Origin of the sequence: Runella sp., assembly GCF_965279615.1 — a bacterium.
Lineage (GTDB): Bacteria > Bacteroidota > Bacteroidia > Cytophagales > Spirosomataceae > Runella.
In genome coordinates this window covers 6,480,125-6,493,232 of sequence record NZ_OZ257252.1, presented here as the reverse complement: position 1 = coordinate 6,493,232, position 13,108 = coordinate 6,480,125, and the positions used below count along the sequence as shown (strand labels likewise).

Annotated in this window: 9 protein-coding genes; 2 read left to right on the top strand and 7 right to left on the bottom strand. The window is 43.3% G+C overall.

Translation table 11 applies throughout. The features are described 5' to 3' along the window. Positions 1-4: 4 nt before the first annotated feature. The 6 genes from ACQY73_RS27135 to ACQY73_RS27110 form a co-directional block, all read right to left on the bottom strand. Positions 5-3,103, bottom strand: a complete 3,099-nt coding sequence (locus ACQY73_RS27135; RefSeq protein ID WP_428657235.1) for a SusC/RagA family TonB-linked outer membrane protein — start codon at positions 3,101-3,103, stop codon at positions 5-7. 445 nt (positions 3,104-3,548) lie between these two features. Further along, the gene (locus tag ACQY73_RS27130) at positions 3,549-4,745 is read right to left on the bottom strand and encodes a hypothetical protein (RefSeq protein WP_428657233.1); all 1,197 of its coding nucleotides are present in this window, start codon (positions 4,743-4,745) and stop codon (positions 3,549-3,551) included. 19 nt (positions 4,746-4,764) lie between these two features. Next, entirely contained in the window at positions 4,765-5,007 is a 243-nt protein-coding gene (locus ACQY73_RS27125) for a type II toxin-antitoxin system HicA family toxin (RefSeq protein ID WP_428657231.1), read from the bottom strand. Beyond that, the gene (locus tag ACQY73_RS27120) at positions 5,008-5,220 is read right to left on the bottom strand and encodes a type II toxin-antitoxin system HicB family antitoxin (RefSeq protein WP_428657229.1); all 213 of its coding nucleotides are present in this window, start codon (positions 5,218-5,220) and stop codon (positions 5,008-5,010) included. It abuts the gene before it with no gap. A gap of 62 nt (positions 5,221-5,282) precedes the next feature. Further along, complete coding sequence (locus ACQY73_RS27115; RefSeq protein ID WP_428657227.1) at positions 5,283-6,116, bottom strand: type 1 glutamine amidotransferase; 834 nt, start codon at positions 6,114-6,116, stop codon at positions 5,283-5,285. Between the two features lie 192 nt (positions 6,117-6,308). Next, the gene (locus ACQY73_RS27110; protein WP_428657225.1) at positions 6,309-7,454 is read right to left on the bottom strand and encodes a Gfo/Idh/MocA family protein; all 1,146 of its coding nucleotides are present in this window, start codon (positions 7,452-7,454) and stop codon (positions 6,309-6,311) included. Positions 7,455-7,832: 378 nt separating this feature from the next. Here ACQY73_RS27110 and ACQY73_RS27105 point away from each other — a divergent pair, with 378 nt between their 5' ends. Further along, the gene (locus ACQY73_RS27105; RefSeq protein ID WP_428657223.1) at positions 7,833-10,595 is read left to right on the top strand and encodes a putative LPS assembly protein LptD; all 2,763 of its coding nucleotides are present in this window, start codon (positions 7,833-7,835) and stop codon (positions 10,593-10,595) included. Positions 10,596-10,616: 21 nt separating this feature from the next. Here ACQY73_RS27105 and ACQY73_RS27100 read toward each other — a convergent pair whose 3' ends face one another. After that, positions 10,617-11,777: a T9SS type A sorting domain-containing protein gene (locus ACQY73_RS27100; protein ID WP_428657221.1), complete on the bottom strand. Its 1,161-nt coding sequence runs from the start codon at positions 11,775-11,777 to the stop codon at positions 10,617-10,619. Between the two features lie 738 nt (positions 11,778-12,515). Here ACQY73_RS27100 and ACQY73_RS27095 point away from each other — a divergent pair. Next, a complete protein-coding gene (locus tag ACQY73_RS27095; RefSeq protein ID WP_428657219.1) occupies positions 12,516-13,064 on the top strand; it encodes a nucleotide exchange factor GrpE in 549 nt (182 codons plus the stop codon). Positions 13,065-13,108 lie beyond the last annotated feature (44 nt).

Sequence of the window (13,108 nt, the reverse complement as noted above, 5' to 3'; positions counted from 1 at the left end):
ACAATTAAAAACCAATGTTTATACCTCCTGTGATAGTTCTTGCCTGAGGAGCTGTATAAAAATCATACCCCTGCGCAATGTTTGATACCACATCGTCTGCATTTACTTCCGGATCCCAACCGGTATATTTGGTGAAGGTCAACAGGTTTTGGCCTGTCAGGAAGAAACGCACGCTGTTGATCTTGGCTTTGTTCACCAACGCTTTAGGAAGGCTGTAAGAAAGCGTTACGTTACGCAAACGGACAAAAGAACCATCCTGAATAAAGCGGCTTGAAGGTTGAGCACCATTATTATAAAATAAACGTGCTTCCGGGAATTTGGCGTTAGGGTTCTCTTTTGTCCATGAATCAAGTTGATCCACGGTCTGATTGTCTTCAAAACGTGCATTTGCTGATGAGTAACGTCCTACCCCATAGAAATTGATCTTATTGCCAAATATGCCGTTGAAGAATACGGTTAGATCAAAACCTTTATAACTGAACGTATTGGTAAAACCGCCAATTAATTTAGGCTGAGGATTTCCAACCACTACACGTTGCGCAAGGTTATAATTGTTTGTGGTAGAATGGTCGATAGATCCATCGGTATTGGTTGAGTTTTTGTACCATAAAGCATCCCCATTGGCCGGGTCAACTCCTGCATACTCTACCGTAAAGAACGTACCCAAAGGCTGTCCTTCCACGGCACGGCTCATGCTGTTAAGCCCTCCTTCAATGATCTGTCCCTGTGCATCAGTAGGATTGCTCTTTAAATTGGTGATCTTATTTCGGTTGATCGCCAAGTTAAGGCTCGTTTTCCATTTGAAGGCTCCTACCAGGTTATCGGTATTTAACACAAACTCAAACCCTTTATTTTCAAGACTTCCGACGTTTTTAACCTGTGTAGTAAAGCCCGTTGTACCCGGTACGTTTACGTTCAGCAAAAGACCGGTCGTTTGTTTGTTGTAATAATCGATCTCGCCACTGATGCGGTTATTGAAGAAACCAAAATCAATCCCAATATCCACTTGGTCAGAAGTTTCCCAACGCAGATCAGGGTTAGCCAATTGCGACGGACGTTGTCCCGGCTGACCGGCATAAGCCGCATCCCCTGTGTACAAACCTAATTGTGGGAAGTTGCCGATCTCAGCATTTCCTGTACGACCATAACTGGCTCGCAATTTCAGGAAACTGATAAATGCGCTGGTTTTCAGGAAGTCTTCTTCCGTAAGTACCCAACCTGCCGAAGCTGCCGGGAAGAAACCGTAACGACTGGCGCTTCCGAAACGCGATGAACCGTCGAGGCGCGCGCTCAAACTCAGCAAATAACGATCATTGAATTTGTAATTGGCGCGGGCAAAATAAGATAAGAAACGAAAATTGGTCTCGGTAGAACTTCCATCGGTTTTACGAGCCGCACTGGCAATCATACGATAAGCATCCGAAGGAAAATCCTGCCCCTGAGTCGTGTTGAACTTCTCTTGAGATTGTTGATAAGACATCCCTAACGTTCCATCAATCGCATGTTTACCAAAGACCGTTATGTAGTTAAAATAGTTGTTGGTATTATAGTTTTCAACCCGCGTAAAGGCATTTTCACCAAAACCTTTAGGAGCGCCAAAGTTACGCTGAGTCTTACTGTTGTAATACGATTCTTCCTGCTGGTTCAATACGTCTATGCCAAGTTCCGAACGGAAGCTAAGTCCTCTGGCAATTTGAAGTTGACCATACACGCTGCTGATGCTGCGGTTTACGGTAGTGTTATAATACGCATTACCAATATTGATCAATGGGTTATAATACGTTGGAATAGAAATATCTCCCGGAGGCGTACCAGTCGGCAATCCGGTCTCGGGGTCAGTGGAAGGTGTCATTGGAGGCAAGGCCACCATTTGAATAGGGTTATCAAACTGGCGGTCACCGGATAAACGTTTGTTTAAGGTGCGCGCCATGCTCATATTGATTCCCATGCGGAATCTGTCGGATACTTTTTGATCCAAATTGATACGTCCCGACATACGATTGAGCGCATTTCCGATCAAAATACCTTTTTGGTCAAGCAATTGTCCTGAGACAAAAAAGGAAGTTTTATCATTACCGCCGCTGATATTAAGATCATACTGACTCATTGGGGCTTTTTGATACGCCAAACCACCCCAATCGGTACTGACTTGTTTAGGTGTACCGAATGTTCCCAAACTTTGCGTTTGGAAAAAATCTTCCATATACGTCGTATACGAATCAGGATCGTTGGCTTCGTATCCATCAATACGGTCAGAGTTAGCCGCCGCTTGACGATACAATTTCAGGTATTGATCCGTATTCAGGAATTTTACCTGTTTTGTAGGTTTGCTTGAACCCATTTGGTACCCGAAATGGATATTGGTACGGCCCGATTTACCACGTTTGGTGGTGATCAAAACCACCCCGTTGGCTGCCCGCGAACCATAAATAGCTGCTGCCGAAGCATCTTTCAGTACTTCAATAGATTCAATATCCTGTGGGTTAATATCGGCCAAAGGGTTAGTTGCAGCACCGTTATTACTCAAATTTTGAGTTGTTACCGGAATACCGTCCAATACATAGAGCGGTTGGTTGGAAGCAGAAACCGATGAGTTTCCACGCACCCGTACCTGAATCGCCTGACCCAATTTAGACGAACCCGCATTCACCTGCACCCCCGCTGCTTTTCCCTGAATAGCTTGATCAAAGGTATTGACGGGCATATCCTGAATATCAGAAGGGCGAATTTTGGCAATGTTTCCGGTAAGTTCTCTTTTAATTTGTGACCCGAAACCCGTTACCACAATCTCGCTGAGGTTTTTGGCATCCGTCGCCAATTGAACATTAATCACCGAACGGCCATTTATTTTTTCTTCTATAGGAGCAAACCCAACAAAACTGAATACCAGAGAAGCGTTGTCGGGAACTGAGATGCGATAATTCCCGTCACCGTCTGAGTTAGCACCGCGAGTAGTACCTTTTACTGAAATCGAAACGCCCGGCATACCGGTACCATCTTCGGATGAAGTAACCTTCCCGGTCACAACCTTGTCCTGCGCTCTTACCGCGACGAACGACAGACAAAGCAGCATCCATAAGCTAATGCGTAAAATGTGTCTCATGCAATTTGATTTGTTTAGAGTTGATAAATAATAAAAATGGATAACATACTAAATCCTGTAACAATCAGCCTATTACAAGCAAAAGCTTGACCGCCGATCGTCAGGGGCAAATCGTAACCGGTAAGAAAAATGATTTTTGGTAAGTGTATCTACAAAAAAGTAAGCAGTGATTGTTTAGGTTAAGCTCCCGGGCCGATTCACGTAGACAATGAACAGCGACCCAACAACAGAAAGTACAAATTTGCATATAGGAACGATACCACAAATCACCCTTTTTTAGGGATATTACTTTCTGATGTACTAAACGCTACATTAACTCTTTGTGCAGATAACTCTGAATACGTCTCAAAGGTACTGATTGCTACTTAAAATATCAAAATTCTCCGATTATTCGCTTTTATTCAATCCCCTGAAAAAGGGGATATTATAGTTGCGACATCCCCCATTAAGGTTGATAAAAACAGGTAGTTCCACCCACCCACGTAAAATCTTTGTTAAAACGTACCCCGATCATTTCACCTCTGCTCAACCGGCTTAAACTGGTCAATAACTGCGGTCTGGGCGCATTATCCTTCCAAACATACAGCATTCTGATCTCGCATTTGACCAGGCCATCAGGGGCTTGGATGATGGGTTCGTAATTTACTTTTCGTTGTAAAATCCAATTTTCAGGATCGGTCACCTCAGCGATGTCCTTAGCAGTTACATGAATTTTTACGCCGCTTCCGGCAAACGAAAAGAGTGGTTTGAGGACGTAATTTTCCAGATCTTCTGGAAAATTATCAATATACTCACTCAGAAAATGGGTATCAGGTACATAAGGGCTTTTCAAATACGGAAGTGTATACTTGCTGATTCGAAAAAACCAGTTGGGATGCCCTACCCACTTCACATCTACGTCATCGGTGAGTTCAAACTCTGTTTGGAGATCGGGGAAATTGGTTAGATCATCAAAGATCAACCTGTTATAAATCCGCTTAATTTCAACCTCAAGGCCGTCTTTTTCATAAAAAAGTTGACGACCTACTTTCTTGACCTTGGTATAGCAAACCGCCTTAATGCCCAGTAACGCTTCGGTCACTGCAAAATCAATGCGGGTTTTTTGCTGTTCAGGATAAATTTCCAGAAGAATAACATTTTCCGGGTTTTCATCGCCAATGATCACTTCTTTCAATTTAGCGATGTATTCTGCCTGATTGGCCACGCCGCTGAAGTAATTGCTGTAGTCTTCCGGTATAGGAAAGTAGTCACGGAATTTTTCGGTCACGTAACTTTGAAAGCCAAAGATCGACGGAAAGCCCTGCAATTCGATCAATTGAGGCGTTAGTTCTCCATTTTCATCTTTGCAAATGGCAAAGTCAATGGCTAAGAAAGACGCGTGTTCGTTTTCATGCGGCACAAATTGTCCGACCGGAATAGCGTGCTGTGTTTTGGCCTTATAATGCGGGCCAACGATCACATCTACAAATGATTCACATGCTTCGATCAACTTATTTTTGAGCGCAGCAGGCACAAAAACGGGTGTTTCGGCCACCCGAAATTCCAGTTGCCCCGGCCAATCGGCATGAATGCCATTGATAAATTCATTGTATTTTTCTTCGCTGAATGCAGCGTTGTAAGCTTGTCGCAGGGAAGGAATCATAGGTTGTAGTTAAAGGCTTTTACCCAAACAAGATAGCAATAAGTTGTTCTTTTGTTATTCCAAAGTGAGCAGAAATGTTATTCAAAATGGCATTTAATGTTCCAATTTTTATTGGAATATGATTAGGAATTGTCTCCTGATGTTGGCCTTTTTGCTCAGTTCTGATGCGGATATGACTTCCTGTCTGCCGAACAACCTGATAATCTAATTTTCTAAGCAGTTTAACAAGTTCTGCGCCTGTAATATCTCTCGGTACTTTCATTTAAAGCGCAAAAACTTCTTCTTTTACAAAATGCATTCGAATTACCTTAGGCGCTAAATCAGGAGAATCAAAATGACACGCTACCGCATCTCTTATCATTTCTTTCAATTCCTCCATCGTTTCACCTTGGGTGAAGATATTTTCTCCTAAAGCACGTGCCGTATATCCCCCTTCCGGATCTTCTTCGACTACAAAAATGAGTTCGCTCATCATGGTCAATGCTCAAATATTTATATCAAAAATAGCTAAGAAAATGATAAAACCAAATGCAAATCCTACACTAACTGCACTCCTACCAACTGCTCAGACGCTCGTTGAAGAAATGAAGGAATAATGACGGATTCAGTACGCATGATCTTTTCAGGGTCTTGCAATGAATCGACCATGTCGTTGTATTTTTCTTCACCGTAATTTTTGACGATAAGCGTCCGTTTTTCTTCTTTCTGAAAATGCCGCAACATTCCTTCTCCGTCGGCTTCGGGGTGAAACTGTGTTCCAAAGATTTCCCGCGAAAACCGTACCGCCATCACCGCCCGCTCCAAATGCGCCACATGAGGACGTTCTTTTTCGATGCAAAGCACTTTGGCACCTATTCGTTCAAGTTCCTGATAGTTGGGGTCAATAACCTGGTAATCACGCGAATCAACGGCATAGAATGGGTCAGGTAATTGCTCAAAAAGATCTTCTTTCAATCCAAATTGCGTTTTGTGCATTGGGAAAATTCCAAAAGAAGTAGAACGACGTTTACATACCAATCCGACACCCCAATGCAAACATGCCATTTGATACGAATGACAGATCAACATCAAGTGTTTTTTACGTGGATGGAATGGTTGGCGATTGTGTTGCCAAATTTGATCCAACAATAGAAAGAAAGGCTTTTCCCAAACTTCTCCCACGGGAACAGGATTGCCGGGACCGCCCGATGAAATATAAATATCGTAGCTTAGATCAGGCACCTCGCATTTTTGACGAACATCAAAAACGTCATAACTGCCTGCAATTCCTTCCTGTGCCAAAAAATTCTCTACCAATGCTTTAATACAACGCATCCCCTCATTGGCATGGCCGTCGTACATATCCAAAACCGCAATCTTAATCCGCTCCATGAGCTTATAGGTTATTTGTAGTGCTGAAAATAATAAAAAACGTACCGTTACATCACTTAAATTCTTACAGAAAAGAGTTTAAAAGCTGTAACGGTACGATGCTTACGTCGCTAAAACACTCCGCAAAGTTACGGAAATGTTATCACAAACAAACGATTATACGATTGGAACGGTTCAACAATTCCACCTATCCTATACTTGAACCCAACGTTGTTCGCGGCTGCTTTGAACGATCTTATCGCACAATTTCAACTCACGAAGTCCATCGGCAAAGGTTGGGTACGTTGGTTTTTCGGGGCGTCCGTTGCGAATAGCGGCGTATACTTCTTTGAACAATTGCTTCGAAGTATCGGGAAACCCTTCGTTGTGGCCGCCGGGGAAAGTGAGCAAAGAACGTACTTCTTCGTGTACTAAGGCCGGGTCACGGATCAACGATTGGTTGTAACCATCGCGACGGCCGATCCACATTTCGTTGGGCGCTTCTGAGCACCAGTTGAACGTTTGGTTAGAACCGCTGATCTCCAACGTTGCGCGGTTTTTACGTCCTGCCGCTACCTGACTGACGGTTGCTACGCCTTTGTTGCCGTTTTCGAAACGATACAAAATAGAAGCATAATCTTCGGTCGTGATGGGTACTTCTTCGTAATCTTCTGCCTGAAGCAATTTACCCGAATAGGTAGCAATCGCTTTTTTAGGCTTCATCCGGGTTTTATGGACGGTGTTAAAGTCGGCCATTACTTCAGTGATGTGTAAGCCCGTAATGTACTCGATCAGGTCAAACAAGTGCGAACCAATATCGGCCACCGCCCGTGAATCACCTGACTGCGAAGGCTCAAGACGCCAGTTGTAATCGGTAGGCAGGAAAAGCCAATCCTGAAGATAGCTGCCCTGTACTGAATACACATCGCCCAGTTCGCCTTTTTCACGCATGGTTTTCATCTGACGAATGAGCGGATAGTAGCGCAAATTGAAGTGAACGGCATTGACCAATCCCAGTTTATCGGCCAATTCGACCAGTTCTTCGGCTTCTTCGGTATTGGTAGCCAGCGGTTTTTCGCACACTACATTTTTTCCCGCCAACAACGCTTTTTTAGATTGCTCGTAGTGCAGGAAGTTGGGCGTACAAATGTGAACGCACTCAATGGAATCATCTTTCAACAGATCATCAAATGAATCATACGCTTTCGGAATTCCCAACGACTGAGCGCGGGCCTGAGCGATTTCGGCCGAAAAATCAGCAATACCTACTACTTCTACATCCGGCAGGCGACGAAGCGCTTCGATGTGTGCGGGGCCAATAAAGCCGAGCCCTACAACGGCTACTTTGGTTTTTGACATAGTATTTTTGGGTTTTGAACGAGGGTTTGAATGTAAGAGTATTTGAGAGTTGACGACAACAATTATTCACGCAAAGTTGCTAAAAGGCAAATTTAGTGGCGCAAGATAAAGTAATTTTAGAAAATTCAGACGGAATTTGGGGCGTTTCCGTTAGCAATAAAAGAGCGTGTCTCATTGAAGTGACCGATTTAAAGGTGTCTTTTTTTAAGGCGCTTTTAACCTGTTTTTACTGATACGGATTTTAAACCGATGGAAGAATTTTTCACCTGTTTAATAACTTTTAACAGTGTTTCGGCCTTTTCAAACCGCGAATGACGTACTTTTGCAAATAAAGCATGTGTAAAATTGTTCTCTTCTAATCGTAAAATTAGTGTACGTGTGGCTGTAGGCCTCTTATGGCTGATCCTTTTGGGGGTTAGTTCTGAGGCTTTTTCACAGATTTTAGTTCCTAAACGACTATCCACACCCGTTTTTCTGGATTCCATCAAAAGAGCTACTCCCGTAGTTCCTAAAGTAATTGCCTCTGTTGGTTTAACTGCAGACAGTACTTTGGCAGATTCTCTCCAAGGCGACAGCGACCTCAAAGCCACCGTTCAATACAGCGCCCAAGACTCTACCATCATGGACCCCGGCGGGCAGGAAGTTCACCTGTACGGTAAAGCAAACGTAACTTACGGTGCCATTATCCTTGATGCTGATTACATTCGGCTCAATTGGAAAACCAATGAAGTTTTTGCCCGGGGCAACTACGATTCAACCTCAAAAAAGTGGATTGGGCAGCCTGTTTTTCAGGACAATGGAGAAAAATACGATACCAAAGAACTTCGCTATAATTTCAAAAGTAAAAAAGGTTTTATCAAAGGAATTGTAACTCAGCAAGGCGACGGGAATATTCGGGGAACAACGGTCAAGAAAGACGAAGAAAATAATATGTACGTGCGAGGTTCCATTTACACCACGTGTAATCTGGAACATCCTCACTTTTATATTGCTGCCAAAAAGATCAAGGTTATTCCTGAAAAACAGGTTATTTCCGGGCCTTTCCATTTGGTCGTTGCTGATGTGCCTTTGCCGCTTGGTTTACCATTTGGTTTCTTTCCCGTTCCCAAGAAAAAAGAGATCGGTACTTCGGGGATCATCATGCCGCAGTACGGAGAAGAGCCCAACGGACGCGGATATTACCTGCGCGATGGCGGCTATTATTGGGCCATCAGTGAGAAGATCAACATGAATTTTACCGGACAAATCTATTCCAAAGGAAGTTGGGGCTTGGGAGTTGCTTCTACTTATGCTCAGAAATATCGCTACAGCGGTAGTTTCAGTGCACGCTTTAACCGCAATTTGCAGGGAAATGAGATCAAGATCCTGAACCGACCTCGTAATGATTTTAGCCTTACCTGGAGCCACGCACCCGTTCCGCGCGGCACGTCAAGTTTCGGAGCATCGGTCAATATCGGAAGCAACAGTTATAACCAGTACAACGAATTCAGTACTACTCGCTATATTCAAAATGTGGCAAGTTCGTCGGTACAATACAGTAAACAATTCGGACAATTTGCCCGGATGGGAACCAGCGTACGGGTCAATCAACGCTTTCCCGATCGCTCAAAACAGAAAATAGACACATTAGGAAGGGTAACCAATACCGACCCCGGCTCGTTGGACGCCGGCGTTGACTTCAACTTTGGTATTAACCAAATCGCTCCTTTTGCCCTGAAAGGCGGTACCGGCGCCTGGTACGAAAGCTTTCGCTTGGGAATGGATTTCAGCGGTGGGGTTAGTGCCAATAACTCCATTGTGTATGCTGATACCTCAACGGTACGGCTGGGTTTTACGTTGTTCAACCCACCGGTGGCCATTACCCCCGAATCAGGCACGGCGACTACCTATGCCTTAAACGCCCAAAGTTTGCCGGAGTTCATTAAAAATGCTCAATTTACGGGGCGTTTTTCCGTGCCGATCTCATTGCCAAACATTAAATTATTCCGTTACATCAACATCACTCCGGGGATTTCGCTGTCGGGCGAAACTTTTACCAAGAAATTCAAATACCAGTTCATTGAGTCAAATAAAGTACGCGTAGATACACTGCAAGGGCTCTTTTTTGCGAACAACGTTTCCTTTAGCGCCAGCATGAATACCCGCGTGTACGGTACTTTTATGATACGCGGCAAACGCTTGGAAGCTATTCGGCATACGTTGATCCCTGCCGCCAGTTTCAGCTACGTCCCTGACCAATCAAACCTTTATGAAAAAACGGTTGTGAATGAACGGGGTGATGTTCGTTACCTGAATCGCTATCGAACCATTGGTGGAAACCTCACTACTTCCGGTACTTCTGCCGCCGGTATTTCGTGGAGTTTGAATAACCTGTTTGAGGCCAAAGTACGCCCGAAATCTGATTCGACGGGCAAACAGTTTGAAAAGAAATCAATACTTGACAACCTCAGTTTAAACGGCTCCTACAATCTATTGGCCGACTCCCTGAAAATGTCTGATATCAGCCTTAATGCAAATGCCCAGGTTCTCAAGAATTTAAACTTCAACTTTTCCGCCAATTTTGATCCTTACGCCTACGTTGCCGACGCTTTGTACGGAACCGTAGGGCGAAAGATCAATCGTTGGTCGTTTTCGGAAAAACAAGGATTGGCCCGACTCAATAACCTTAACTTTGCCCTTACCACTCGCTTTGCACCCAAAGGTTCTGATAAGCCCAAAAAAGCCGCCACGCCTAATACTGAAGAGCAACAACGCCTCATCAATGCCAACCCGGATGCTTACGTGGATTTTAATATCCCGTGGACGGTCAACCTCAGTTATAACTACGGATATTCGCGTCAGGGGTTATCCAAGGGAACAAATATCCAAACGCTTCGCGTCAACGGTGACTTTAGCCTAACGCCTAAATGGAAGTTTGTGTTTGATACAGGGGTTGACGTAGTTGCGAAAGCACCTTCCATCACAAACATTGGTATCACGCGTGACCTGCACTGCTGGGAAATGACATTTAACTGGACGCCATTTGCCGGCTCAGGCATTCGAGCAAACAATTACTCATTTGAAATCCACGCCAAATCAGCGTTGCTGCGTGATCTGAAACTTTCCCGTCGCCGTTCTTTCTACGACCGTGGCACTTACTAATCACTTGTTTGCAAAACAGAGTCAGTTAATTTTTAAAATGCGTTGTTGAAAAGTCGCTCCTTTTTTTGTTTTTACCTGGAGCATATACACTCCGTTTTCAATATCGTCCAATTTCAGGTTTTTGGATGAAAACTCTTTTATTTTATGGCCGGTCAAATCCAGTAAACAGGCCGACTCCGGCTCATGATCGACAGGGAGTTCTATCGTTAGAGTAGAAATGACCGGGTTTGGATAGGCTTTAAAAATACCTTCACCGTTAAATTTAGCAGAAACTATGCGGCTATATTCAAATTTACCATCAAAATCAACCTGTTTTAAACGATAATAATTAAGTCCTGATGTTGGAAAAATGTCTGTGTAAGAATACACTTGCTTTACATTGCCGGTTCCTTTTCCAATTACTCGGCCAATTACCTCAAACGTTTGTGCATTGCTGCTTTTTTCGATTTCAAAATGACTGTTGTTAATCTCTTCGCTCGTTTGCCAAGTAAGCTCTATGGTTGTTGCCTGCGTTTCTGACTTGAATGAAATCAGATGTACGGGGAGGGTAGAACTCGTATAACTACAGGTACTGACAGCAGGAGTAAGGACAGAAGCGCTTGTGGTCCAATTAGAAGAGGTATTAATGCTTACCCCAATACTCGACATATTTCCTGATACAACTCCGGCACTGCAATTAAACCGACCATTGTCTTGATTTCCTACCGCAACTGCGTTTGAGCCATTTGCTAAACCGGCAGGTAAAGCCGTAGAATTGGTACTTGCACCGGTATCAGTCCAATCAGTGCTTCCAAAATTAATTGCTGAAATAAACGTAGGAGAGGCCAAACTCCCTTTAAAGGCAAACAATTGATCCCCTGAAGTAGAAAGCGCATACGTGCCGGTCGAAGTAACAGTCCCGGCAGTAACCGTTGTGCCTCCTGACATTGTTACCACAGTTCCTGAAGCAACACCTCCGGCGGGAGCAGTCCAAGTAAGAACGCCTTCATTTGTACGAAAGGAGGTGCCATTCCAACCATTATCTGTAAAAAGAATAGTGGCGCCCGCAGGAATAGGTACCAATGCTACCCAAGAAAAAGAATCGGGCGTGTCTGATTGAAATGCTGTAAATGCAATTTCTCCGGCACAGTAACTTTTAAACCAAACCAATAACAATAATAAAAAGAGATAGAATGTCTTCACAGGATATAAAATTAGAATGAAAATAAAATCAACATTTCACTAAGGAGCATAGGCAGCGATTACATCCATTTGGCTGCCCATTTTAGCCGTTAGCTTTTTCACTTGACCAATCGTATGGAGTTTTGGGAATCTGTACGTCCTTTTGGACAATGATGGGTGCTTTTCTGTAGTGTTTAAATCTCTATTCATACCTTATAAAATTTTCTATCAGACGGCTTTTTTTGGATAAGGTCACCAATCATTATTAGACATTCAAAATATCACATATTGAAGAGAACTGTCTTATTACAGAAACTATCCCTCGAAAGAAAACGTGAAGTATAATTATTATAGAAATATTGGTACATTTAAAAATTAAAGCCGATTTACAAGGATGTTTTTAAGTTAATTGGTCGTAATTAATAAAGAAAAAAAATTAAATTAAATTTTAAAGGCTTCATTAAAAGCCATAAAATATTAGCATTAATAGCTGAAGAAACATTGCAGGAACAGTAAATAGTACAGTTTAAAATAACGGGGCAACAATGAATATAAATCATCATTTTGTTCGGTCTGAAAACCACTTATCGGCGTAATAATGACATAAGAAAGGTAAAGCGATTCTTAAAGTCCGGACGTTTCGGCTGCTAACCGGCAATGGAAGTAATTATCCTGCCAATCTGTCAGTTTTTAAGGTAGTGGCAAAGAAATTGCCGACATTTGTAAAAAAGACAGAACAGTAGCGTACATCTATTTATTATGACAATGAACAACGGAAATGACATAACTACGGACGAAACGACAGCACCCGTAGAGGGCACTGAAACTCCCGTTGAGATCGCTCAGGAAACCGAAACAACGGATATGCAAAAATTAGAGGCCGAGATCACAGAATTGAAAGACAAATACCTGCGCCTATATGCTGATTTTGAAAACTTCCGTCGTCGCACCGCCAAAGAAAAATTAGAGCTGATCTCAACCGCCAGCGAGGACCTCATGAAGGCGGTATTGCCCGTCGTAGACGACTTCGAACGTGCCATGTCTTCCTTTGAGGCAACGACCGATATTGTGCCGTTAAAAGAAGGGGTTGGCTTGATCTATACAAAGTTTTCAAAAACGCTGGAAAGCCGCGGCCTTAAGCCGATGATCGCCAAAGGCGAAAAATTCGACGCTGATCTGCACGAATCCATCACTCAGTTTCCCGCTCCAACCGAAGACTTAAAGGGCAAGGTGATCGATGAAGTAGAAAAAGGGTATTTATTGAACGATAAAGTAATTCGCTACGCTAAAGTAGTCGTTGGAAGTTAATAGTGTTATCCGGTATCTGTTTACTCTTATTCGAAATTAACAGT

Excerpts from the sequence above, each read along its gene's own strand:
- ACQY73_RS27135 (WP_428657235.1), bottom strand. The coding sequence starts at position 3,103 with ATGAGACACATTTTACGCATTAGCTTATGGATGCTGCTTTGTCTGTCG.
- ACQY73_RS27130 (WP_428657233.1), bottom strand. The coding sequence starts at position 4,745 with ATGATTCCTTCCCTGCGACAAGCTTACAACGCTGCATTCAGCGAAGAA.
- ACQY73_RS27125 (WP_428657231.1), bottom strand. The coding sequence starts at position 5,007 with ATGAAAGTACCGAGAGATATTACAGGCGCAGAACTTGTTAAACTGCTT.
- ACQY73_RS27120 (WP_428657229.1), bottom strand. The coding sequence starts at position 5,220 with ATGATGAGCGAACTCATTTTTGTAGTCGAAGAAGATCCGGAAGGGGGA.
- ACQY73_RS27115 (WP_428657227.1), bottom strand. The coding sequence starts at position 6,116 with ATGGAGCGGATTAAGATTGCGGTTTTGGATATGTACGACGGCCATGCC.
- ACQY73_RS27110 (WP_428657225.1), bottom strand. The coding sequence starts at position 7,454 with ATGTCAAAAACCAAAGTAGCCGTTGTAGGGCTCGGCTTTATTGGCCCC.
- ACQY73_RS27095 (WP_428657219.1), top strand. The coding sequence starts at position 12,516 with ATGACAATGAACAACGGAAATGACATAACTACGGACGAAACGACAGCA.